This window comes from Pectobacterium carotovorum, assembly GCF_033898505.1.
In the GTDB taxonomy this organism is placed as follows: Bacteria; Pseudomonadota; Gammaproteobacteria; order Enterobacterales; family Enterobacteriaceae; genus Pectobacterium; species Pectobacterium carotovorum_J.
In genome coordinates, this window is the sequence record NZ_JAXAFK010000001.1 from 92,252 (window position 1) to 117,286 (window position 25,035).

Genomic DNA, 25,035 nt, shown 5'->3' on the forward strand with positions numbered 1-25,035 from the left:
GTGTTCGCGACGGCTTGCTGCTACGCCTCTTTCAATGGCAGTGTCGTCATGCAGGTCTGGCTGTCGTCATAGGTCGCAAACGGTGAACTGGCTACACGCCCCTGATAGGTGACATTAATGGTTCCTTCAATATTGCGCGGCAGCCATACGCCGACAAAACCATTCTGATGGCTGCTCAATGTTTTCTGCACGATAACATTACCGGCTTTATCCGTGATTTTTACCTCAAACGCCGTATTGGCGAGCTCACCCTGACACCCGGATAAACTGTGGTTAAAGCAGGGATGGGTCTGCTGAATATAAGGTGCGAATGAGAGATAAAATTTATTGCCCAGTGGATAGCTGTACTGCTGCTGTCCATCGGATAGTTTCAGTTCCTTGCTGGTAACCGACGCGCTGTAGGGCAATGGTCTTGCCTGCGGCGATTGATCGATCGTATCGGCAATCTGCTCGACGGTTTTCCCCGCCAGCCCCTGTTTGGCCAGGAACGCGTTGGCGTCAGTCGCCGCGGCGAAACCCGGACCGCTCAATGTCAGAGCGAGTAGCGCTGCCATCATCTTTATCTTCATCATCATTTCCCCTTAATAGCGTCATCATCTGGAATCACAGGCTATGACGTTACACCTTCCCCCTACGGGAAGGTCAAAAGATGGGATGTATAGAAAGGTAAAGTAATGTATTTACTGGTTTTTTATTGATCTTGGTCAATTTTAAACCACGCTAAATGGCCGAGGTGTCAGTGCCATTATTGATATGAGAGTCGATTCTGTCATATCAAAGTACAACAGTTTTGCTGAGAGACGCGCTTATTCCATTGCTATGTGCCTTGTGTCATTCCTATCTATCTTGTTTCCTGTTGATGGTTCAGCCAAATGGCTGGTATGGCTTTACGATTTTTTTAGTCTATTTTTTAATACCATACATCAATACTATGTGATGAAGAAATTTTGAGTCAGAGGTTACTCCCTGATTTAAAATATAACGATAGTTTTTAATGGTTATTATTAGGGTGGAATATGAAATTACGACATTTATTTCGCGGCTTAATTATCGGTCCTGTTCTTCTGATTATTTTTTTCAGTAATCTCTCTTATGCAAAACAGACCATTGTATTTGCTCGCCACGGGGAAAAACCGAATAACCAGAGTGGGCAATTAACGTGCAAAGGGCTTAATCGCGCGTTGGCGCTGCCGGAAGTATTGATTCCGCGTTTTGGCAATCCTGATGAGCTTTTTGCCTCCGCACCTCATCAGAATAAATCCGGCAGTTCACTGCGTGCGCTCTCCACGCTTATTCCTACCGCAGTACGCCTTTCGCTACCGATTAATTTAAAGTACCACGCGGATGATGTTGAGGATGTGTCTGATGAATTGTCGCGTAACCGCGATGGGAGCCACCTTACTTTTGTTGCCTGGGAGCATAAGAATCTGGTTCTGATAGCCAAGTCGGTGGTTAAAAAAGTGGGAGGAGACACATCGTTGATTCCAGATAAGTGGCCGGGTTCGGATTTCGACAGCATCTACGTGCTTACTATCGACAAAAGTAATGAAAAAAATCCGGTATCTTTCAGACACGATCAGGAATCACTTGATGGCGTCTCAGAGAGTTGCCCGAAGTAGACTGCAATGAGCCTCTCGGGAAAACACGGTTTTATCTGAATGGCTTTGCGAATAGCATAAAGGTTGTAAACCACACATGATAAAACCGGAGGGAGATGTTTTTTCTGGGCGGTTTTATTATGTGTTCCTCGGTTGCTACGGTGTTTTTTTTTGAGCGTATAGTACCTTGAGACCATTTTACACGCAGTTTGTATACCACCGGATATAAATACCTACACTTTTTATAACACTTTCCCGCGTGACACCAGAACAGTCATGCATGTAATGCATTTCATTTTTCAGATGGTATAAGGTTTCTTCGCATCCTGCATTATCAAGATAATACCCTTTTCACGATATGAGATGCGGTCGATTTGCATTATTTACATACTTTAGTTAACCCGGATATCGATAGTGTTCCCCTCCGTCGATAATGCCTCGTGATAGATATCTCTGAAGCCAAAATGTTTTGTTGTGATAAGGATATGTTATCCTTTTATTATAATTGTCAGGTTTGTAGAAGGTGGTTTTTTATTTTGTGGGTGGTGAGTGTGGTTATCTTGGTTTTTTATATTTTATAATGCGTTGTTAATTTAACTTTGAACATGGGAAGTTTCTTGGTGAGGGTTTGAAATTTATTATTTATAATGTTTTTTTTGGGGGCAGTTTTTAATATGGCCTTTAATATGGCCTTTTAGATGGCAAATGGCAAATGGCCTATTGCTTTTCGGGTATTTGGCAGATTTGTTTTTATCATTTTTCAAGAATAATTATAGCGTCACCATAAAACTTACGTGAAGCGATGTTGTTTTATGAGTGATTGTACTGTGTTAGTTTTTATTAATAGTTAAATTATCTGATGAAGGAAAGTAAAATGGCTAGTACAGACTTAATTACCTATCTGAATTATATATCTACTTGGGATACAGAAAGTGACTCCAACATTGATCAGTTGATTTCTGAACAATCTCTATTTGCTAACTTGGGTGATTTTGAATCAGACTCTATCATTGATTCAGAGTTCGATATGCTCGATGATTTGGCATGTGAAGTGAGAGATCTTACTATCGCAGCTGATGCAACTCAAATGGCAGCAGACGCTGCTGCTATCGCATCAATTTGGACGTTTGGACTTGGTATGGCTGTTTATGCCTCACTTGAAGTTGCCGAGGGTATTGAAAGAGCGGTTATTTCATCAAAATCAAAAGATTTAAATGCAAAACTGGCATCAATAGATAGCGATATTTCATCTAGAATAAGCCCTAATGTTCAATCGTATGTCAGTAAATACAAAGAGAATAATAATTTAATAAACTCAAAAGCACCACAAGGCCTTGATACTAGGACGTGTCGGGCAAATTTAATGCAATTTATGGCTCAAATACAAAGAAAACAAGGGAAGTTAGATGCCAATACTTTTAGAAAATATGCAGAGTCGGCTAGAATCGTATATAACTGTGATGAAATAAGTAAAGTATATGATGCGTTAGATGAATTGAATTTTAGTGATAAGTCGGATGCAGATGTCAAAAAATTCCTAAATGTTCTTGTAGGTCTGAACTTACCTTCAACAGCAACATATGGTATGACACTGGTTACAAGTGTGTCGCTTGGGATTATGCAGTACAAGTTAAAAATCGCAAACAGCACAATCGAAGCCCAATGTAAAGAAGCTGGTATCCCTGTAGAGGAATGCGATGCTACTGTATTTGAAACAATGGACTTTGTAGGTAAGTTTGCTACAGTTATTACTGTGATTATGTCCGTGGTTGATATTGTGCTGAATATTCTTGATATCGTCGATGTCGTTGAACAATGTAAAAAAATGTGTGTTCAGCTAAATGGGCCGATAAAAGGGAGTTATAAATCGTATTTTAATGGCATTAAAGAAGCATCTCAGCAGTACAAGGCTGCAATAGGTGGGTGATTAAAACTCTGGAAGTGGTAATTTATTTAAATTTTTTATATCTGTAGTAGCGTGGTTTTTGTTATCTCTGTATTAAGTATTTCTCTGGTTAGATAGATGGATTTGTTTTTTTCTCAAAAATGTAGGGGCTGTTGGTGAATAGCTCCTACATTAATTAATATAATGATATTTGAATTTGTTTTTATTATTTTCTCTAGGTGTGTAAATGATGGTGCTATTTCTAATTAAGGAAGTAAAGATGAAAATATTAAAAAATAAAGTCTATACTTTGAATTGTAAGTTTTTAAAGAGAGTCTGGCCAGGAATAATAGTTCTTCCTACAAAGGGAGCTAGCCCGAATATGTGAGTTGCTCAATAGGCTTTGCTGAATCATTCTGAGAACGGGTTGGTAAAGTGGTCAGGATGGCGCGCTGACCCTTTACGACTTCTTCTAATGGGAGTTGGTAATTTTATGCCCCGCGCTGCACCTTTGCACCATCGCGACAATCACCTGGAACAGTTCATCTTTAGCCTGTTGTTCCGTAATAATCCCTTTAACGGCGGCATAAGATAATCCTTCGGCGGAACCAAGCATCGCGCGTAATGCAGCATCATGAAGAGGTTTACCTGCGCAGAATGGGGCAAAGAGATCGCGGCATTTTTCCGTGAAGGTGGCATCGTACTCCTGCCTGATTTGCTCAAGCTCGGGGGTTCCGGTAAGCGCCGCCATGACATTAGGCATTTCACGGCCCTGAAGCAGTACGCAATCAATGTACGAAGTGGCAATCACTGCGGCCAGCTTATCAAGCACGGGTTCTGTCTTGCGGATAATGCCATCCATAATCGCCGTCTGGCGAGCGTCATACTCCTTGTAAAGAGCAGCTAACAGCCCCGAACGGTTAGTAAAGTGATCATAAACCACCGGCTTCGTTACGCCAGCCTGTTCCGCCAGATGCCCGAGCGTCAGCGCTTCCGTACCTTCTTCCCGAATAATCTGCCAGGCGGCTTTTATCAGTTGTGCATGGCGCTCTTCTCTCGATAAACGCTGTCGAGTCTGTGGTTTGGACATTGGCGATATTATCCTGTTGACATTTTTATATACCAAAAGTAACTTACCAATAGTAGGTTACTGTTAGTATATAAGATTATAACTGACGTCGTTCTATAGCAATAGGGAGCACCCAGAATGCATGCATTACTTGTCGTTTCTCATCCTGTTCATACCTCGCTAACCCACAGTGTCGCTGCCGCGATTACGCAGGGGATCGCTGAGTCAAACCCGGAAAATACGTTCGAAATCGCGGATCTTACACAGGAAGGCTTTAATCCAGTGTTTTCTGCATCCGATATGGCGGCTTTTCAACGTACTGGTGCAACGCCGCCTGACGTCATTGCAGAGCAATCTCGTATTGATAACGCAGATGCGCTGGTACTGGTGTTCCCGATTTACTGGTGGTCCATGCCGGGTTTGTTGAAAGGGTGGATCGACCGCGTTTTTTCAAACGGCTGGGCTTATGACGAAACGGCTGATGGGCAGGTGATAAAGAAACTGGGGCATTTACCGGTGCATCTTGTGGCGCTAGGGGCGGCCAACCAGAGAACATTTGAGAAACGTGGCTACGCGGACGCCTTTCATGCACAGATCGCACACGGGATTTTTGACTACTGCGGTGCCTCCGTTCTGACGTCTGAAATGCTGTTGATGCCGGAGTTGGGAACGCCGGAGGCGTGTATCGATAGCGCACGCCGTATTGGTGGGAGCATTTTCCGGTAATTGCGACGATTGATTCATCGTTAACACACCATACTATTAAAACAAAAGCGCATTTAAATAATGCGGCTTTACTCCCTTATTTATTCTGGCCGGGCGTTGAATGGCAGATTACCGTTCGGCCAAACGGATGATATGTTTTTAGCCCCATTGACAGTTTCTTTGAGGCGATTCCTTCTGGTTATGATATTTATCTGATTAAAAACATATTGCATAACTGGAACGATGAATTCTGCCTGAAAATATTAAAAGCAATTGCGCAATCACTTGGGCATTCGACGCTATTAATCATTGAACCTCTTCTGGAACATGACGAAACCTCCCCAAGATTATTAATGAATGCACTTTTTCAATCCGTTATCTGCCAGGATGGCACGCGATACAGAACCTTGGAAGATATGGAGGATATTCTGACATTAAGCGGGTTAACCATCGCTGGCACAAAGAAAATAACGACTGGGCATACGGTTATTGAGATTAAATTAAACGCGGCGCCGCAGAGGTGAAGATTGTGGAGGCTGTATATGACTTTGTCAGGCTTGATAACTATTTTGGTTGTTTGGTCATCCATCATTAAAAACCATGTAATACTCACTTAATAAGCCCTATCTGCCAATAGCCATAACAGGCGTGCCTCAGGGAGAAAAAAGTGAAGCGACGAGATTTTCTGGCTGGGGGGGTGGCAGCGATGGTGTCGCTGCCTTTTCATGCTCGAACTGAGGTACCGATGCAACAGCGGGTACCCAATCAATTGCCAATTGCTCTGCGTCAGCCGTTAAGCATGCAAAGCAGCAGTGAGCCCATGGTGTTGCTGGCGGACTCGGCGATTACGCAGCAGGCGACGACGCTGGGTATCAATCTGGTTGCGGGTACTCTACTGAATTTCAGCTATCACACTCTGAGCGGCAATCAGCCTGCGGATTATCAAAATCAGGTTTTTCTCTGGTCGGTTTCCAGCGATGACGTTCCGTGGAGCAGTCCTGCTGTGGCGCAAAGCGCAATCTTGCTCAACTTGCCAGATGGCGATCAAAATCTGGACAATGTAGAGATATCCGCTGGGGCTTACATTCTTGGTTATGCCGTCGGACCGCAGCATGCGGAAGGAGAGTGGTCCCGTTATCTGAACGTGGTGGCATCCGCTTATATTCCGGCACAGCTGCCGGGAGAGCAACGCCGCGCGGCAGAACCGAACAGATGCAGCATTACACCCACTTTCGTTGGCGTGAGTTCGCTTGCCTGCGATTTTGCGTTTTTACCTGGTTTTAATGCCAAGGCTTCTAATAGTTGGATTGGACTATGGGAAGGAGAAAGTCCTTCCTGGACGACACCGCCAAAGTGGTTTGCTGCTATTGCAATTGATACCAATGCTGGCACGGTGGGAATCAATGAACTTTCGATTGTCAGTGGACAAAAATATACCCTCGGACTTTACACTAGCGGCTACAGCTCTCAGGCTCTGACGCTGGATCTGCAACGCCTCGCCTGTACCGCGACCTTCTCAAGTTGATCGATCTGGGAAAGTACCAAGTCGGTTAAATAATGATCACAATAATTAATTCAATTTATCATTATGATCGGTTTAAGAATCTGCTCTAAAGATAAAATTCAGCGGTAAAAATGCCGATAGAGACTGTTATTTTTCATTTTTTAAAATATAAATCCAGTGATTTGTGTTTTTTGTTTATTTTATTCTTAACTTATTGCTTAAGATTGCGTTTATATCTTTTTTTAAAGAAATCTAAAGTTATGTATAAAAAGTGGTCTATTTTAAGATCACCTCTGCGAAAAGTAAGTTTATCTTACCTTTTGGGGGCATCATGTATGGATATGGATGATGCAGCTCTTTTATTGTCCTGACCATGGCTATCTGAATCATCGTATTGATATTAGGAAAATATTATGTCTGTTGATAAAGTCTTGCAGGTCGAACTCGGTCTTTCTGCCACTGCCGATCAAAATATCATTGTGACTACCGATTCCAGCTCGGTGTCGGCGGATCAAATTAGTGTTGATTACAGCGGGCCTAACGCTAACCAACCCAGCACCTATGGCAATATTCTCTATATCTGGCAATCAGGTGATGCAATTCCCTGGTCTACCGATGCCCTCGATTCTGATTCTCTGGTTGGCAATAGCCCTTCTGGTTCACAGTCTTTTGATGAGCTGGATGTCACCACGCTGTCCTATATTATCGGCTATGGCGTTGGCCCGTTAAACACCACTGGTGGTTGGTCAAAATACAATAACGTGGTTGCCTCTGTTTTTGTTCCTGCCATTGGTGGTGGTGATTTTGAAGTGCAAAAGTCTACCGTTGGCGTGAGTAAGCTGGGTTCTACCTCATTAGTGGCGCAAATAGATATGTTGTCTGGTTTTAACCCTGCGGGTTCCAATACCTGGGTAGGGATATGGGAAGGGGTGGCAGCATCCTATAACCAGAAACCTAAATGGCGTTCGCCAGCGACCAGCGGCAACGCTAGCAGCACTGTCTCCTTCAATAATATCCTGCTGAAGCGCGGTACGACCTATACGTTGGGGCTATTTTCCTCCGGCTACTCCGCTCAAGACGCACAGCTAAAGCAGACCACGCTGGCGGCAACCCACACCTTCTCGGTCTGATTCCGACTTACGCATATAGCAAAGACAATACGGCCAAAGGGAACGTTTCCTTTGGCTTAAACCGTACGTCTCTTCGTCGGAGGATGTTCAATGGCTTTTTTTGCACAGGCAGCCAGTTCCGCACTCTATCTTGCCAATAATGATGGCAATAATACGGGGGCGCTAGCCTTCGTTCTGGGCGTAAATGCGCCTGCGGCAGGGAAAGATATTGAACTCTCCGATGCTCTAACCAATACCAGTCTGGCGGGTATTTTTGTCTTCTGTCCGCAGGCATTGAATTTTAACGACGATGCTGATGTACAGCTTGCCTTTGTGTCTGCGGTGCAGAATACCGCGGCACGTCAGGCTGCTTCGCGCGGCATTCTCTGGTTATCTACCCCCGATCCGGTCGCGTTGGCACAGTCTAATGCCCCTATCTGGCTGGGGTTGGCGGGCGATGGTTCATCGGTGGTATCCGGCCTGGCTAACGCCAATATCCTGCCGAGTATGGCGCTTTCGATCCAGAACGGGATGAAGGTTAGCCTCGGCAACAATGTGTTGACGTTGAGTCAGGGCAGCGTGACGTTTACTGGCGCTTCGGCACCACAACGAATGACAGCGGCACCGTGGGCTACGCTGCCGTTTGCGGGCGCTAATCGCGGCTGTATCGCTTTTGATACCGCTATCCAGCGTTCGTCGTTATACAACAACTGGCATTGGGGGTTCCATTTTCTCTTTACCAATGGTGTGGCGTTTGATGGTTTGATTTCGGAATGGTTGCCGCTGGCCACGGGGTCGGACGGTGCCACTGATATGCTGAATTTTCAGGCCAACATCGACCCTGCTAACCCACTGAACGCCATCAATACCCTGAATAACCAAAACAGTAATCGTTCGGCGTTGCTGTTTGGCGGCACGAATCAGGATGGTCGCACTACCCAGCTCAATTCGTTCTATGTGACGGTCACGGGCGACGCTGTGACGCTGACACCGGTTATCGCCACGCAGGAAGACAGTCACCAAAACGCCGGGCTGGTGTTTGCCATCGGCCACCGTATTTCTGACAGCGTGACGGACTTTCATGCCGCACCTTTTGGTGACTTTTTGATTAGTGCACCACCTGGTCCGAACGGCGTTACCGCTGAAATACTGTGTGGACTTTCCGGCAGCGAGTTTATCTCCGTGATTCCCGGGGACTCGGTGGAAAGCGCCTCTTGCTTGCGCTTTATCTCCCAGATGGGGGCTTATGCGGTGGCGTTTCCTCCGCCTGCCGCCTCACCAACCGGGGCACCAACCGATAACAATATCTTGCTTAATCAGAGCTATGTCACTTCCTGGGCTACGGTATTGCCTCCTGCCGGCAAGCAGAATACCTATGCGGCACAGCCCGATGGTGCGGCGCTGTTTGGCTATGACGATTACGTGTGGCAGAAAAACCCGTCAATGCTGGGGCATGTCGATCCTGGCTATGTGCTGCCGGATAGCGGAACGGCACCTTTCCCGTTGGTACCCTATCGCGGTTTTCAGCCCGGTGACGGGGTTAATCTGTTTAGCCAGCCGCAGAGTCGCCAGTTTGAAACACTGATCGTGGGCCCGACGCGCCGTAAGGCTATAGGCAATAAAAATATGGGCCAGACGCTGTCGGCGCGACAGCACGCTGCCCGCCTTCCGTCACGTCTGGCAGCGAAGGCGGCGGGAGGAACGGTAAATTTCACCACTCCGTCTGGTGTGCTTGCCAGCGTGGACAGCTCATCCACCGGCGGCGCATGGGAAAAGATTTTGCTGGGGCAGGTGGTGACACCCGACCCGGGAGAGCTGGCGTTTAATCAGCCCAGCGCTGAATTGCAGCAGGCGTTCCAGACTAATCAATTATTTCTGGTGGCGGCCAACGCACAGCATTTTGTACGCAGCGGCGGAACGTTTAGCAATCAACTGAATATCGGCGGCTGGGTGATTGAAGCCGACGTTGGAACGTCTCTCGACTATGGCGATTACACCAATGTGATGATCGTAAAAAATATTACCGGTCCGCTGTGGGATCCCGAGGGAGACGTTGACGATAATCTGGTTGCCAGTCCATCGAAATGGACTCAGGCAGACACCTTTTCCGCGCCGACCATGACATCTGGCGCTACGCCGGACCTGCAGCAGATGGTCAATCTGTCGCAGTGGCTACAGGATTATTTTACTGCCGCTTTTGCGGAGGAAGATGACGAATTCTTCGGGGATTTCCGTCGCATTGCCGTCGATCCCAGTTGGACCGGTATTCTGGTATTACGCGCCAAAATTGCTACCGTACCGAACGACTTGGCGGGGATTACTGCGGGTATCCGTAACCCTGATAGATTTTACGCCCATCATTTAGCAGTGCAGATCAGCCAGATTAAAAGCGATCCGCAAGGGACGGGGATTCAGATTGATAAGCAGAGCTCGGTGTATGGCCTGATCTACTATGTTGATAACAGCTATGACACCAGTAGCGAGGGGAGTCCGGTAACCCCGGCTTACGGGGAAGATTATGACTTTATTACCCTGACGCTGAAGGTACTGTTTGAAAACACGGCGGTGAAACAGTTCTCCAGCTATACCCAACTGACGCTGAACAAGGTATTCGGCAGTGCGGTAACAGACATGGGGGATGGGGGCAATCAGTACAACTCAATTATTATGTCGGGTACCTTCCAAAGCAACAACGGCAGACCCACCTATGGCATGAAGACGCTCTCCGACTACAGCTTTCTGTTTAACAATAATGTGCTCTGCGCGGTGGAGACGTTGTCTGCTTCAATGAATACCGTAAGCTCCGATAGCGCTCAGACCCAAATCCGCTTTGATCTGACTGGCTATATGAGCTTCCTGAAGTTGATTGCCGTAGATGATGATGGAGATGAGGAGGACGATGAGGATGATGGCGACACGGATGGTATCTGCTTAGATGAAGATACAAGTACAGCGATCGATTTTTACTCCTTCGGACCGGAAGATAACGTCTATACACCACGCACTGGCCTGAGCTACAGCAATCTGGGCCTCAATATGTCGTTTGACACGCCCGCCCCCCTGAATAACCGGCAGATAACGTTCGACAGCAGCCAGATTGCTTTCAACATGGCGGCCAGCGTTGCGCGCGCAGGTAGCCTGTATAACTCGCTGTCTATGGAACTGGTGGGGCTGGTTAGCCCCAGCGATGATGAGGTGACGCCTGCATCGCTCGGCTATTTGGACGTCGTGACCAACATTCGCATGGGCGGCGTTAGCGGGGAGTGGAACGGGCTACAGTTCAGACTGAATCTCGGTACGGCTGGCGATCTGGCGGGCAAAGCCGGGCTGAATGCGTATCTGCTGCTAGCATGGTCCCCGGACAGTGAGGGGGATGGATACCAGACCACTACAGGGCTGAAAATGCCGGGCACCAACAATGGGGCACCGTTGATCAGTCTGCAAAGCGTGATTGCACTGTCTTACGGCACCATCCAACTGCTGTATACCGACAAACCGGGAACGTTACTGCATCCCACGTCGTTGAAGCCGCTAACCTGGCGTGCCGGTGATAACGGAAACGGAACTGGCCGCGCTGTGACGACGACATCGCAGAACAGCACCGATGGCACAGGCAAACAGTTCATGCTGGTCCTCAATGAAATCGCCATCAAATTCCTTGGTGTGTTGAAGATACCACCTAACGGTAGTACCGCATTTTATCTGTTCGGCGACGCCGACAGTACCACCGGCGGCGCAGCGCCCAAAACCGGCCTTGCCTGGTATGCCGTTTATAACAATGAGCCGAAAACCAAGGGCGACGACAGCGCGCGCCTTGCTTCACTGACGAAGGGGAGTGCCGGTAATGAGTGAACAGATCCTGCCTTTGCACCCGATTAACGCCGCACTGACTGGCGGTGGCGCACAGAATCTTGCTGCTTTGATCAACGCTTTCTCCGTATCGGCTCAGTCCACCAACGGTATTATCACCGCCCAGGGGCTCACCCGTCTGCAAACCTATCTGGCGACCCAGCCTCTGCGTTATTTTGTCTATCGCTCTTCCGGTTTTGGCAATCAGGCGAATACGGTGAATTTACTCAAGCGCATGATTGCTCTCGGCTTTACCAATCCCGTTGAACTGATTTATGACGCGACGAACGGCAGTGAGGTCATCGACAAACTGGCGGTACTGCTGCCTGGACTGAATCCAAAGAACCCACAGCCGTACACGCTAAACGGCGTGACTATTACCTTCTTTCCTTATCAGGAAAAACAGTCCGGAGACGGGGAGAGTCGTTCGGTTACTGGATTGAGCGGGCAGGTGCCACTGTGTATTAACGGCGGGGCAGAAGTTACCAGCATTACCAAACAGAATCTGGCAAATGCGCTGCAGGTGGATTTTTACCTGCAACTTCAGCCCTACATGTGGGAAATCGTCAATGAATCGGATAAGCCCCTCAGTTTGATTTTGCCAAAAGATGCCGATAGCTATATCGATCTGGCGAAACAGCAGAGCTTGCAGCAGGGGGCATTTTCCTATCGCGCTTTTGCCATGCCAACACCGCAGGAACCCGACTGGGCACAGCTGCTACAGATACCTAATATCAATAAGGATGTGATTAACCGGGCGAAAGCGGTCGTTGATCTGGTGATTGCGCAGAAGGTGCAAACCCTGCCTGTTTACGGCTTATATGACTCTGCCTGGGGACGCAAACCGGTCCTCGGTGGCGCGTCAGAAATACCGTTTGAGCTGGCTACGGCCTGTGCGCTGGCGCAAAAAACCGGTAAGCCATTTAACCAACCGATCGTGATTATTCTGTTGAATCAATTGCAGTCCACGACCTTCGATGCACTAAAAGATTTTATTCCCATTAACGCGGCCAAGCCGATAGCTGGCAATCCTGCCGATATGGATCAGGATGAGAAGATTGTTTACTACACCCAGCGTTGGTGCATCAACAAAGGGTTGTATCAGCCTGATACCAACTCGCAGTCACCTAAGCCGGGGAATATCTATATCGAGCCCGATATTTCCGCTGGCGATCTTAACTCGCTGGTGGGACAGCTCGCCGATCGCGGCGTGATTGTGATCAACCTGCCTGGGCTGCCGCAGGATCTGTTTAATTACTTCTATGAAATTGCTGCCCTGCCTTCCGTATTTGAAGGGCAGGGGACCGCTAATCTGGCGCTCAATCTCGGTAAGCCTTTCTTCAAGCTGACCAAGGCGGGCATCAATCCCTACCCCAGCAGTTTCGGCAGCCCACTTCTCGACGCTACCTCCTCTGTTAATGCTGTGCAGCAGCCCAGTACGCCCAGCATACTGAGCGATAAGCTTTTCCGTGCCACCTATGACCTGATTCAGATTGGTATCTACGAGTTTAAAAACGGTTATAGCGCTGAGACGAAGATGCCACCAGAAAGGCTGGCGGCATTGCTGGTGGAACAGGCTCGGGACTATGCGAAGAAAGACGGCGACTGGCGGCTCTACTTTGAAGGGCTGAAACGTTGGTTTAGCGACAGTGCTAACGATAAGCTTTTGCAGGCGCTGATGTTTCTGATGATGCGTGTTAATCCGACCCAGGTGCAATCCAGCAGTGCGCTGTGCCTGCGGGCGTTTGCTGCTGAGGGTGACGATGAAACACCGCTCGAACAGCTCGACCAGCAGTTACAAAACGCGACGTCAAAAGGCGCGTTGTCGCTGTTCCCCAGCGTATTTTCTTCGGGCTCTTTTAATAAATTTATCACCACCATTATTGGCGGCAATAGCTTCACTATTGGTTCAGCGCAGCAGTCGGTTGTGATCGACTATCCAGAAGGCGGGGATAAGATTACCGTTACCGGGCAGACGCTCAATTTTCTTGGGATGTCGCTGAAAACTGACATTGAATTCACCATGAACGCCGATGGGGAGTCGATTGATACCGCCTTTACGCTGGTACTTGGCGATGTGAATTTAAACGCGGTGGCGTGGTTTACCCTCGACAGCGTCATCGTGAATGCAACCATCCCCGGTAATGATGAGCGGCTTACCGGTGCCGTGGTCTGCAAAATCACAGTGGGTGGAAATCCCATTGATTTCAATATGGATTTCCCGTCTTCGGCAGAAGGGAAGATCGTTATCGACGGCGATCTCTCTATCAAGCCGCCTTCACTTAACGATCTGTTTGCGCTGCTTGGCGGTATCAACTTTATGAATACCCTGCCAGCGGCGATCAACGGTGCGGGTAATATTGAGCTACAGCGGCTGAAGTTTGGTTACGATTACGCGACGTCTGCTATCGACTCGTTCGAACTCTTGCTGGTAAACAACCAGCCGTGGGTATTGTTTCCAAAGCTTACTCTGAACAATCTGCAGTTTACGATGGGGATCGCTGAACCCACCGGCTCCCGTAGTTGCAGTTGGCAAGCCAGCAGTCAGGTCGCGATTGGGCCTGGCAGTATTGATGTGGCGGTGAGTTATCCAAACCTGACAGCTTCCGCCAGCTTGACGGAGGACAGCGAACCGATTCCGCTTGGCGATCTCATCTTCTTCTTCCTTCCTCCTGAGTACGGGATCAATTTGAATGCCGATCTCGGTAACTTCGAGATGACGGTGGTACCGAGTGAGAAAGGTTCTGAGTCCGTTTATAACATCAGCGCGGGCGTTAAGCTGAACAGCTGGGATCTGTCGCTGGGAGTGGCAACGTTTAGTCTGACCGATTTGTTTATCAATATTGAAGGCACGGGATCTGAAGTGACCGGTACCCTGTCGGCCGCCACCGTGCTGTTCTCTGAACAGCCGGATATTGCTGTGGATATGAGCGTCACCGCGATTTATGCCGGGGACGGTGCCTGGTCATTTGCGGGCCAGCAGGGTGACAGTGCGATTAAGGTGAAACAGATTATTCAGACCTACCTTGGCAGTGGCTGGTGGGTTGACGGTATGCCCAATCTGGATATCTCCGAGCTAATCTTTAAGGTGGAGTCGGCAAAAGAATCGGCGGGTGAAGGGGATGCAGATAAGGCGACATCCTATATGGTTGGGGGAACCATCACCGTATGGAATACGCCACTTGGCAAAGATTTTAAGTCGATTATCACGGGTAAATTTGGTACGGGATCGGCAGAAGAAAAAGCGCAGGCACATGCGGCGCTGGTGGGCAAAGCACTGGTACCCGTGCTGAGCAACAGCGGTGTCGTGGTGCCGATGCAGCCCAAGCCATTGTTGCTGGCGGCGGCTGAGAATGAAGACACCAGCTATGGCAACGTCTCTGCCCAGATTCTCTGGAACAATATCGATCTCACCGTATTCTATAACTACGATAAGGGCTATAACTCCTACGGCTTTTTCTGGGGGCCGCTGTCGGCTCAAGTTGACAGCAAGACCAATATCGCCACGCTGAAATTTACCGACTCCACCTCGCTGGGATCGATGGTAGAGACATTCATCTCCTGGATGACGGGTTCTACCTTTGGTCTGGCCGCGCCGTGGAATGTGATGAACAGTATCACGCTGGCCAATTTCTCGCTGATCTGGAACTTCAACGATAACTCGGTGAAATTCCGCGTCGATATCGGCCCGTTAGATTTGATCTTCGCCAAAATCACCGGCTTTTCGCTGGAGTATCAGCCAAAAGGGGAAAATAAGGGCGTACACGTCACGCTGGAGGGCGATTTCCTGTGGGAAATCGGCAACGACAGCAGGGCATTGACCGATGATGGCGGGTTGACGTGGGATGCGGCAGATCCTTCGTCAACGCCAGCGCCTCCAGGCAGCGGTAACAAGTATCTCGATCTGCGCTTGCTGGCGGCTGGGCAGCATGTTCAGGTTGCGGGGCTACAAAGTATCACCTCGGTGCAAGAGGCTATCGACTTGCTGGCTGCTTTGCCTGTACCGGACAGCAAAAGCGTGCCGCAGATTGGTTTTGATGCGGGCAACAACTGGCTGTTCGCCACCGATTTTGGCGTGCTGAAGATCGAGGACAAGAAAAATGAGGGGGATGATGATGGCAATGGCTACGTCTTTACCCTGCAGGTTGTGTTTACCGATCCCACGCTTTATGCGTTGCGTATTGCGCTGGAAGGCGAAGCAGCGAAGGTATTTGCGGGCCTCGATTTCCAGATTATCTATCGTAAGATCAGCGATGGGCTAGGTGTGTTTCAGGCAGAAATCACGCTGCCAACGCTGATGCGTCGTATTGATGTCGGGGCGGTCACCATCACGCTGCCCACCTTCGGCGTTGAGGTGTATACCAACGGGGACTTTAAATTTGATATCGGTTTCCCGTGGAACCAGAATTTCTCTCGCTCTTTCTCGGTAGAAGCCATTATCCCCCCAGGCATCCCCGCGCTAGGGTCTGGCGGCTTCTATTTTGGCAAGCTGCCCGCGGTGGTGGTGACTCAACTGCCGCTGGCAACTAACGGTTTCTTTAATCCTAATCTGGTGTTTGGTTTCGGCGCACAAATTGGTCTGGGCAAGTCGCTGGACGTCGGGATACTGAAGGCCGGATTTAGCCTGACCATTTTCGGCATTATTGAAGGGATCCTCGCCAAGTGGAACCCTTACGACGTCAGCAACACCGGCAGCAGTAATGCGATGACCATGCAGGGGCAGTACTATTTTCAGCTACAGGGTACTTTCGGCATCATCGGCCACCTCTATGGCTCCGTAGATTTTGTGATTATTAAAGCGTCGGTTGATATCAACCTGAAGCTCTATGCGCAGATCACGCTGGCATCTTACTCGCCCATTCCCGTCAGCGTCTCCGTTGAGGTAAGCGTGAGCGCCAAAGCAGAGATCAATCTGGGACTGTTCAAGATTTCGCTCAGCTTCAGTTTTTCCACCCACATTCAGGAATCGTTCACTCTGGGGTATCTGCAACGGCCCGAGGATGCACCATGGCGGGTGGCCGCGAAGTCTGATGGTGGTCGTTTGCTGTCGATGAAAGCCAACCGCTCTCGCCTGAGAGCTTTTACGGCAACGGCACAAAACATCACACCACAGTGGAGCAATCTGCTGACGCGCACGAGTGGTGATAACAGCCTTATCGGCTATCTCGGTTTTGCCCCAGGCATCGCCGGAGATAATGCGTTCGCTGGCTCCACCGTCGATATCAGCAAGCAGTTCCCTTGTTATGTTGCCAGCCTGTTTATTGATGCCCCCGGCTCGGCAAGCGGTGATAACAGTACCAACCTGCTGCGCGCGGCGGGTAATGCACAGGACACGTCGTTTGAAAAAATAGCCAAAATGGTGGCCCGTTGGGCCGTAGCGGCTATCCAGCCTGCAGCAATGACGCCAGAACAGGTCGATGCCGCGATCGTGACCGATGAGGCGTTGGTGGCGCTGATCAACTACCTGAACGACGCGGAAAATGTGCCGATGCCGCTCAGCGTGGCTGACATCGAACAGTTTATGAATAATCAGTTCCGCCTGACTGTCAGCCTACCTACCGATGCCGGCACCGCCGAAGCGGCCTATTTCCCGATGGCGGTGAATTTAAACATCGCGATGCCGGGCTGGGGTGGTCAGCCGGATATTGACTACACCTTTGCTGACTACAACAGCGTCAGTGATGATTTTGTTACCTTCCTGCGCGAATACTTTAACCAACTGGCCGTGCAGGTAGAACAGGAGAGCAATGGTGCGGGTCTGAAGGCATTCACGGCTTACCGTAACAGCGAATTGTCTGTCGCTTCCTTTATCTTCAGTGACTATTTTGTGCTGATAATGCGTCAGATGCTGCAGGCGATGCGCGATGGACTACGCGACTTTAATTATCCTCTGGCAGCGGGCGATTGCGGCAACAGCATTGTTAGCTGGGTTAACACCACGGGACAACTGTCTGCCGTGGATGACACGCTGTTCTCTCTCTACGATCTGTTTAAAGGCAACGAGTCACATCCGCTCACCGCAGGTAAAACGCTGCAACTGCCGCTGGTCAGCTACGTGCTGTCTGCGACGGATAGCTTCACGTCGGTGGCCGCGCAGAGTCAGTACGGCGGCGCCTTTGATGCGGCGGCGCTGGCGATAAACAACGCCGATATTGCCGGTATCCTGCTCTCTGGTGCAACGGTGACCTACTCTGGTACACCTTATATCATTTCCGGGTCGGAAACCCTGACGTCGCTTGCCGCGCGTATTGGTGCAGGGATCTCTCTGGTACAGCTGTTTGCCAGTAGCGATATTCTGACGCTCACCAGCCTCTTCCAGTCCAATGCCACGCTGACTGTGCCGCCGTTCGGCTATACCCTTGAACAGGGCGATACATTGCAGAACGTCTCGACAGCTTACGGCATCACGGTTAAGGATCTGGCCGGGGTGGATCGCGAGGATGTCGACAACCCGATTACTACGCAGAACGGCAATATTATCGACCTGTTTGTTGCACAGGACGAGAACCAAAATCCGCTGCTGCTGGATGTCGTGGAACTGCCGCAATTCCAGGTCTCCGCGTTGCTGGCTGAGGCCCAGCGGGTGAATGCGATCAACCATCTGAGCGGCATGGCGTCGCGCTACTACTTCCATGGCCTGCGTCTGCCGACCAGCAAGATCACGCCGAACAAACCGGGCATGTGGGTAACGAAGAATACTCAGACCGGGGCGTTAAGCCTGCCGGATTACGCCGGCCTGTTTGCGCTTACCGGCCAACAGTTGCCACTGAGTACGCTACCTGATTCGCCGTTGGCGATTACCCTGAGTAAGGGAGGTGCTGTTGATTGGCTCTCCTTTGCCAACGGTGAGTCCGCGCTAACCTTCACCGTTGCGCCACCGGATGAGCAGCAGACGCTGGGGGATATTAACTATCAGCGCATTGCCGCGCTGAACAGCTATGCCACGACGACGATTCTTCCTGCCGGGCCGGATACGATTGATGCCTGGGTTACCGTTGACGATGAGCCTGCACGCTATCCGCTCTCTAACGGTATCCGCTGGCAAAGTATCAATCCGATTATTTTCCCGTCTGGTACCACGGGTGAGCAGACGCAGATTTGGTCGTTGCCGGATTCTATGCTGGCTCTGACCAGCCTGAGCGCCTCCGATCTGGGCGATCTCCAGGCCGTCAACAGCCCGAATTTTGACCTCGAAGCGGTGCGCATGAATGTGGCCACCGGACAGGTGGAAGATACACCGGTAGAACGTGTCGCCTGGGCCTCTTCCGTAGAATTTACGGTGAAGAAACTTGCCGCAACCGGTACGGCGAGCAGTGCCAGTCAATGTACATATGAAGTGATGGGGGCCAGCGCTAGTGATGCCCTGATCCTCGAACGTATGGTGCAGTACGTACAGAATGACGCCGACTATGCCTCGATGGTTGTGGGGTATCAGGCGGCTAGCAGTAGTAGCGGGGCCACTTTCTCTGCGGACACTGGCGCTGGCGTCACCTTCGGGATTTCGCAAACCAACTTGTCTACCGTCACGCTGCCACCGTCTGCGTTTTTGGCTGCGGCACGTTTGGGGGCTGAGGATGAAACCAATAGCAACATCCTCAATAAACCCACGGAGCTGGTTCGCCTGCTTTGGGAGGCAAGCATTACGCGTTCCGGCGGGTTCTTCCTCTACTATTTCGACGCCGACAGCGGCGCGGGACTGCCGGATGCTGCCTTTAACGACAAAGGTGAAGCGACCGTTAATCTGATCGTGATGTATGTGCCACAGCCACGCCTGCAATCTTATATGAACGCCGTAGTGACTGGTGATGCCATCGATACCTCCAGTTCAACGTTAGTTGCTAAGGCGCGTTCGCAAGAGGTCAGCCATTTAGTGCAGGCGGGTGACAGTCTGACAGCGGTGGCATCGCACTATTTCAGTAATCTGGTGTCGTTGGTGGATAAGACACTTGCTGCCGGCGGAGATATTGTGCTAACGGCGGGTGCAAAACTGGCGGTTAACAACGGCCTGTACCGTGTGCCCGTTGACGGCAGCGCGCCGGGCGGACAGCTGAGCGCGATCGCCAACTGGTTCAATATGGATGCTGCTGCGATTAAATTGGCAAACCCGCGAATTACCGATGCTCAATGGAACAGCGGTTTGGCAAACGGCACCGCTATTCGCCTTCCTGCGGTGGTGCTTACGGTGGGCAGTTCTCCCGGCGGCACGACGCTGGTGTCAATTGCGTCGTGGTATGGCACCAGCGTAACGGTACTGGCTGGACAGAACGCTACGGCTACATCCTTGCTTAGCGCCGGCCAGACGCTGACGCTGATGAGCGGCCCGTTATCGCAGTCAGCGACAGAGGTTCCGGGAGTGCAGCCGATTCTGGCTACGCGTGCCGGGCTGCCGGATATTCCAGCCGATCCGACCAATCCTCAATTTGCGGCGGATTTCTTATTGAACAACTTTACGCTACTGGCGTATCAGGTGGAGGGGAATGTCGATTTCAGTGCCAGTAACGTGGGGCTGCCGTTAGGACAGCAGTCTGATGATGCCTCCAGTGGTAATGGTAAAGTGCGTTTTGTGCGTGAAATGACCCGTGAAGATGCGCTGACATACTCGACGTCGATTCCGTATACCCAATTTGTGCGGGACAGCATCAATCCGGGGAATCCATACAGTGGTAATGGTCGTATTTTGCAGGTTGGCTATGGCTGGAACGATCTCTACGGCAACCGCATGGTTTCAACGCTGGATGACAATCACAGCGTGGCGGGAGCGAATAACAACGCGCCAGCGCTGACGGGATATACCGATAACCTGATGACCGTTGCCCAGTGGCCGTCCATTTCCACCAGTTGGTCGGTGGCAGACACCGCACCTGTCGGCCAGAACTTCCAGATTCAGTTGACCAGTGCTTTCGATCCCAGCGCGTTTAACCCCAGTCAGGACGACTCTGTTAGCGCCTGGCAATCCCGTGCCAATTCGTCTTTACAGACGCTGAACGCGATTTTGTATCAGCTTGACGATCCTAACGGTATTGCACTGTTCATGGAAACCACGCTGGTGGCAGACAGCTTGCAGATCAGCCCAGAACAGATTGGTTTCGGTGACCAGTATGGTGCTGCGGGCACGCTGACGGGATGGTTGGTGAGTATTCAGACATTCCTTGCCGCCAGAGCGCAGGGGAACACCAGCTTACCTGATCCAACGCCGCTGAGTTTTATGCTTTTCGTGACTGCCGCGAAGCAGGCGTTGAACCCAGCGAGTGTGTTTCCGCTGACGCTGAGTGTTACCATTAAGCGCACTGGCGGCATTGCAGAAGGGGATTTTGCTGCTGTCAGCGAGACGCTGGCTGTGACGTCTGTCATTTCGGCAAAAACTGAAGCTGGAACCCAGAGCTCGTCAGCAGGTAGCAATCAAAATATCCTGCAGAGCTTCGCCCGCGATATCGACGAGACGCTTTCTGAAGAAGGGGCATTTGCGCTGGTGATTGCACAAGGGACCGATCGCTACCTTCCTTCTGCTGGCGTCAGCCAGTCGTCGGTGTGGGCGACGCGTATGGCGGTGAATGGTTCTGGTAACGGTATTGCCTGGCAGGCTAACGATAAGGGAACGCCAGAGCTGTTTGCCCCAGAGCCAGTATCCAACACGCTTGTCACACGAGATGCCCAGGTCTGGCCATACAGTAAGCTGACGGACTTCGATCCGACGACCAACAGCTTCACCACCACGCCAGCCAGCAATACCTGGTCCGGCACGGATATGGACAACTGGTTGAGCAGCTTCTTCAGCTTCTTCGATACGCTGTTCTCGCCAGAATTTACCTCATCGATTCTGGTTATTGATGCTAAAGCGACCAATAAGCCCGCGGGTGTAGAAAGCTTTATGGCGGAACTGGCTAAGCAGAAGGACTCGCTGGCTGAGGCTGCATCAAAACTGATGGGCCCCGTGTATGTCGGGCAGAGTAGTACCCGACTGGCGTCTGCTCAGGAAGAATTGTATCAGAGCCTGCTTGTGAAGCTTTCTAATCTCTATACGGTACGTGCTGCAATCTCCTTTGGCGCCACCGTGAGTGCAGATATTCCACAGCTTGCCGACGAAGAGAGCCCGCAACTGTTCGGCAACCTGACCTGGAACAGTGACAGTGAAGAAATTCAGAGCTTGGTGACGTTAACGTCGCCCAAGATGCCGCTGGTGAATGGCAATAATCAGCCTATCACTTTCCTGATGTCGTCTCCTGGTAACATCAAAGTGAAGGGTGAAGTGGTTCAGAGCGTGACGCTGGATCTGTCGTGGACGGGGGCATCAATTGAGCATCAGGTGTCGGCGATACCGGGCATTGAGGGCTATCTGGCTTCCAGTTGGTTGTCACCTATCTGGACCGATAACAACGCAATGCTGAGCGGTAATCTGGGACAGTTCACTGTGCCGCTACTGCTACGTGATTTCCCTGCTACGCCGCGCATGATGACGCAAAACGGTGTTGCGACCGACGCGCAGGCCAGCGAACTAAGCCAGTTAACCCAGTGGAATTACAGCTACACCTACAGTACGGACTTCCATTTCGAGCAGGATCGTATCTATAACGAAGTCTCTTATAACCTTCAGGATAACAGTATGTTACGACTGGCTGGTTATATGGATGCGTTCCAGGGGCTGGCGCAGTTTATGAGCAGCCAGAAGACGTTGACGCAGCTAATCGGCCAAACGGTGCCTTTGATTGATGCCCGCACGACCGATCAGAACACGATTAACGATGCTTCTCTGGCATTAGGTGCTTATCTGAAGATAGTCACTGATATTGCTACTCAGGCGGGAGCCGGTGGAATACGCATTGCATCACCAAGCGCGCCACAGTTGAGCGGGGCAACCTGGCATTTCTGGATTGCTGAGGAAACTGGTAGCGTCAAGATTGATAAGGTTGATCAAGCGGTGTGGGTTGTCACGCTGAACTCTACCGACGGAGCGCCAACCGGGATGGCGGAAGATCCTGTCGTAAATATTCAGGGTTATACGGCGGTACCTATTGAGGCTATGAGCGATCCAAGTGTTGGCCTCTATGCCTGGTACTATCTGGATGGCAACCAGCAGCCGTTGACTGCAGAAGTTGCGCAAAGTGTGGCTGCGCGTACGGTGTTACTGCCGGGTATGCAGATTCTGGAACGGCAGGATGCTATCTCGACAGTATACCTGACGCGTAATGAGGATATCGGCGGCAGCATCAGTCAGCCGTTTGTCTTCACTACACCGGAAGTCTCGTTCGGTAACCCGCTGCATCCGACGCTACGTTCTGACCGACCGGTGAATATTGCCACGTTGAATTCGCCGGACGGTAACCCGACACTGCGCACGCTTGAACTGCATTTGACCGCTTTGTTTAACGCACTATTTGATATCAACGTTAGCGGGGACAGCACGATCCAGATTAATACCACCTGGATTTACAGCCTCTCAACCGAACTTTCCGCGATGTCTGTTCCATTGCCACTGGCAATCATGCCGCCGCTGTCAGTCAATATCGACGGAAAAGGCACTAGCACGCTGACGCTGCATGACATGGTGGCGACCCTGAGTGCGACGATTACTCACTGGGTGCAGACGTACAATCCTTCAACGCTACAGGCCAGGTTGGAATTTGAGGTCACTATTATGTCGGACCTAACGGTGAACCCGATGCCGTTGCTTAATCTCTCTGATTTGTACCTGCCGGTGCAGTACATCGCCCCAGCGCTATGAATGGTTTAACCTTCATTCACAGAACTTAGGAGAATGCGTCATGACTTATTATGTGAACAAAAAATATAAGGTTCAGGGGCTGGGGGGCAAACCCTATGATGTGACGATCCAGATCCTTCAGGACACCTGGGATAAATGTGATTCAGATGTTCAGACTGGTGTGAATAACATTTTAGCGTCGGAGCCTATTCCGTTACTGAGCGGTTCCGGTAAAGGAAATGGTATTAAACAAGAGCCAAAAGGGCTTGAGTTCCATACCCAGACTAACAAGCGGCTACAGTACCCTGGCGGGAATATTACCAAGGATAAAACCTTCACCTTTAATTCCTATGGCAAAGGATGGGGGCATTAAAAAGGAATAGGTAGGTGCTGAAAGGTTAATTCCGAGGATAGGGGCACTGGACTTGAAGATGTTCGGTCCTCATTAAGCCGCAGCATCACGTTATCGCGTTTAATTTGTAGGGAGGCGTGCTTCTGTCCCTGCACGCAGACGGCGGATTCAGCTTTGAAACAATGCGGGAACCGCCATTTTAACGTTGTAATCATCACTGACAATTATCGAAAAGAGGCTCCAATGAAAACATTCAAATCCTGTCTGCTACCTCTGGTATCAATATTGGGTCTGAGCGTAGTTTCCAGCCACTCGCTAGCGGCGGTGTTCGTGTGCAGTAACGACGATTGCAGCAAATGGACGGCTATCACCCAGCAACAGCTTGATACCAAGTCTACCGATGGAGAAGGCACCACCATTCGCCAGACCCTCAGTCAGTCTTCCGAAGCGAGTGTCGTCAATGGGTATAACAGCACCGCTAAGACTGACCTCTATCTGAAAAACAGCTTATGGCACATTGGGGGTGTTGAGCCCATCAAGGGCAAGCAGCATGTGACGGCTTACGTCTATAAATCCACAGACCCTAATACCCGTCTCAAGACCTGTCATGCTTTCTCATATAAGAAAGAGCTCAAAGGTCCCTACTACGCGACCTGCCTGTGAGCAGAAATCTGAATCTCGTAAAAAAGCACGACCTGTAAAGGCAGTTTCTTTGAGATAGTTTCTTCTGGTTATGATATCTATCTGTTTAAAAACATATTGCATAACTGGAGCGATGAATTCTGTCTGAAGATATTAAAATCAATCGCGAAGTTAATTAAGAATTCGATGTTATTAATCATCGTTGGCACAAAGAAAATAACCGCTGGCCATGCGGTCGTTGAGATTAAATTAAACGCGGTGCTGAAGGGGTGAATATGGAAAGCGCTCTATTTTCTATGTTTTATTCATGCTTTTCTAATGACTGCTGTTATTAAAGTCATGTTATTAAAAACAGTATTGACACTGTTTTTAAAATCCGTAGATTGGTTAGTAACAGCAGTTAAATTTTCAGCCTGCTGTGATGTTAAAGACAGTGAATATGTTCTTTAACACGTATTTTGCGATACAGGTCACGAAATAGTTTTGTATGGGGAATCGATGTTGAGAAAACTTCATATTCTCACTCGATGATGCTTTAAGGCCACGTAGTCAGTACCGACAATCGCAAAAATGGGGCGAAAGCGCGATGATGTAAGGCCATGATTTTGTTTTTATTGGTTGCGA

Annotated in this window: 12 protein-coding genes and 1 pseudogene; 11 read left to right on the top strand and 2 right to left on the bottom strand. The window is 50.0% G+C overall.

Translation table 11 applies throughout. The features are described from left to right. Positions 1-20: 20 nt before the first annotated feature. Positions 21-572, bottom strand: a complete 552-nt coding sequence (gene cueP, locus R9X49_RS00395; RefSeq protein WP_319846772.1) for a copper-binding periplasmic metallochaperone CueP — start codon at positions 570-572, stop codon at positions 21-23. Positions 573-1,016: 444 nt separating this feature from the next. Between cueP and R9X49_RS00400 the strand changes: the two genes are divergently transcribed. Beyond that, a complete protein-coding gene (locus R9X49_RS00400) occupies positions 1,017-1,619 on the top strand; it encodes a histidine phosphatase family protein (protein ID WP_319846773.1) in 603 nt (200 codons plus the stop codon). Positions 1,620-2,472: 853 nt separating this feature from the next. After that, a complete protein-coding gene (locus R9X49_RS00405; protein ID WP_319846774.1) occupies positions 2,473-3,525 on the top strand; it encodes a hypothetical protein in 1,053 nt (350 codons plus the stop codon). A 430-nt stretch (positions 3,526-3,955) separates the two neighbouring features. On the opposite strand, the gene R9X49_RS00410 is transcribed toward R9X49_RS00405, so the two are convergent. Then, positions 3,956-4,573: a TetR/AcrR family transcriptional regulator gene (locus R9X49_RS00410; RefSeq protein ID WP_319846775.1), complete on the bottom strand. Its 618-nt coding sequence runs from the start codon at positions 4,571-4,573 to the stop codon at positions 3,956-3,958. Positions 4,574-4,690: 117 nt separating this feature from the next. Between R9X49_RS00410 and R9X49_RS00415 the strand changes: the two genes are divergently transcribed. From R9X49_RS00415 to R9X49_RS00455, 9 genes and pseudogenes are all read left to right on the top strand, one after another. Then, positions 4,691-5,278 carry an NAD(P)H-dependent oxidoreductase gene (locus R9X49_RS00415; RefSeq protein WP_319846776.1) on the top strand — a complete coding sequence of 196 codons (588 nt, stop codon included), beginning with the start codon at positions 4,691-4,693 and terminating at the stop codon, positions 5,276-5,278. A 206-nt stretch (positions 5,279-5,484) separates the two neighbouring features. Next, positions 5,485-5,781 carry a hypothetical protein gene (locus R9X49_RS00420; protein WP_319846777.1) on the top strand — a complete coding sequence of 99 codons (297 nt, stop codon included), beginning with the start codon at positions 5,485-5,487 and terminating at the stop codon, positions 5,779-5,781. A 143-nt stretch (positions 5,782-5,924) separates the two neighbouring features. Beyond that, positions 5,925-6,782, top strand: a complete 858-nt coding sequence (locus R9X49_RS00425; RefSeq protein WP_319846778.1) for a hypothetical protein — start codon at positions 5,925-5,927, stop codon at positions 6,780-6,782. Positions 6,783-7,174: 392 nt separating this feature from the next. After that, complete coding sequence (locus R9X49_RS00430; protein ID WP_319846779.1) at positions 7,175-7,891, top strand: hypothetical protein; 717 nt, start codon at positions 7,175-7,177, stop codon at positions 7,889-7,891. Between the two features lie 90 nt (positions 7,892-7,981). Beyond that, the gene (locus tag R9X49_RS00435) at positions 7,982-11,722 is read left to right on the top strand and encodes a hypothetical protein (protein WP_319846780.1); all 3,741 of its coding nucleotides are present in this window, start codon (positions 7,982-7,984) and stop codon (positions 11,720-11,722) included. After that, positions 11,715-23,438, top strand: a complete 11,724-nt coding sequence (locus tag R9X49_RS00440; protein ID WP_319846781.1) for a LysM peptidoglycan-binding domain-containing protein — start codon at positions 11,715-11,717, stop codon at positions 23,436-23,438. Before R9X49_RS00435 ends, R9X49_RS00440 begins: the two co-directional genes overlap by 8 nt. Before the next feature lie 40 nt (positions 23,439-23,478). Beyond that, complete coding sequence (locus R9X49_RS00445) at positions 23,479-23,790, top strand: hypothetical protein (protein ID WP_039461835.1); 312 nt, start codon at positions 23,479-23,481, stop codon at positions 23,788-23,790. Between the two features lie 264 nt (positions 23,791-24,054). Next, complete coding sequence (locus tag R9X49_RS00450) at positions 24,055-24,432, top strand: hypothetical protein (RefSeq protein WP_319846782.1); 378 nt, start codon at positions 24,055-24,057, stop codon at positions 24,430-24,432. A gap of 45 nt (positions 24,433-24,477) precedes the next feature. Then, positions 24,478-24,684 (top strand): annotated as a pseudogene (locus tag R9X49_RS00455) (methyltransferase); the annotation flags it as partial. Positions 24,685-25,035 lie beyond the last annotated feature (351 nt).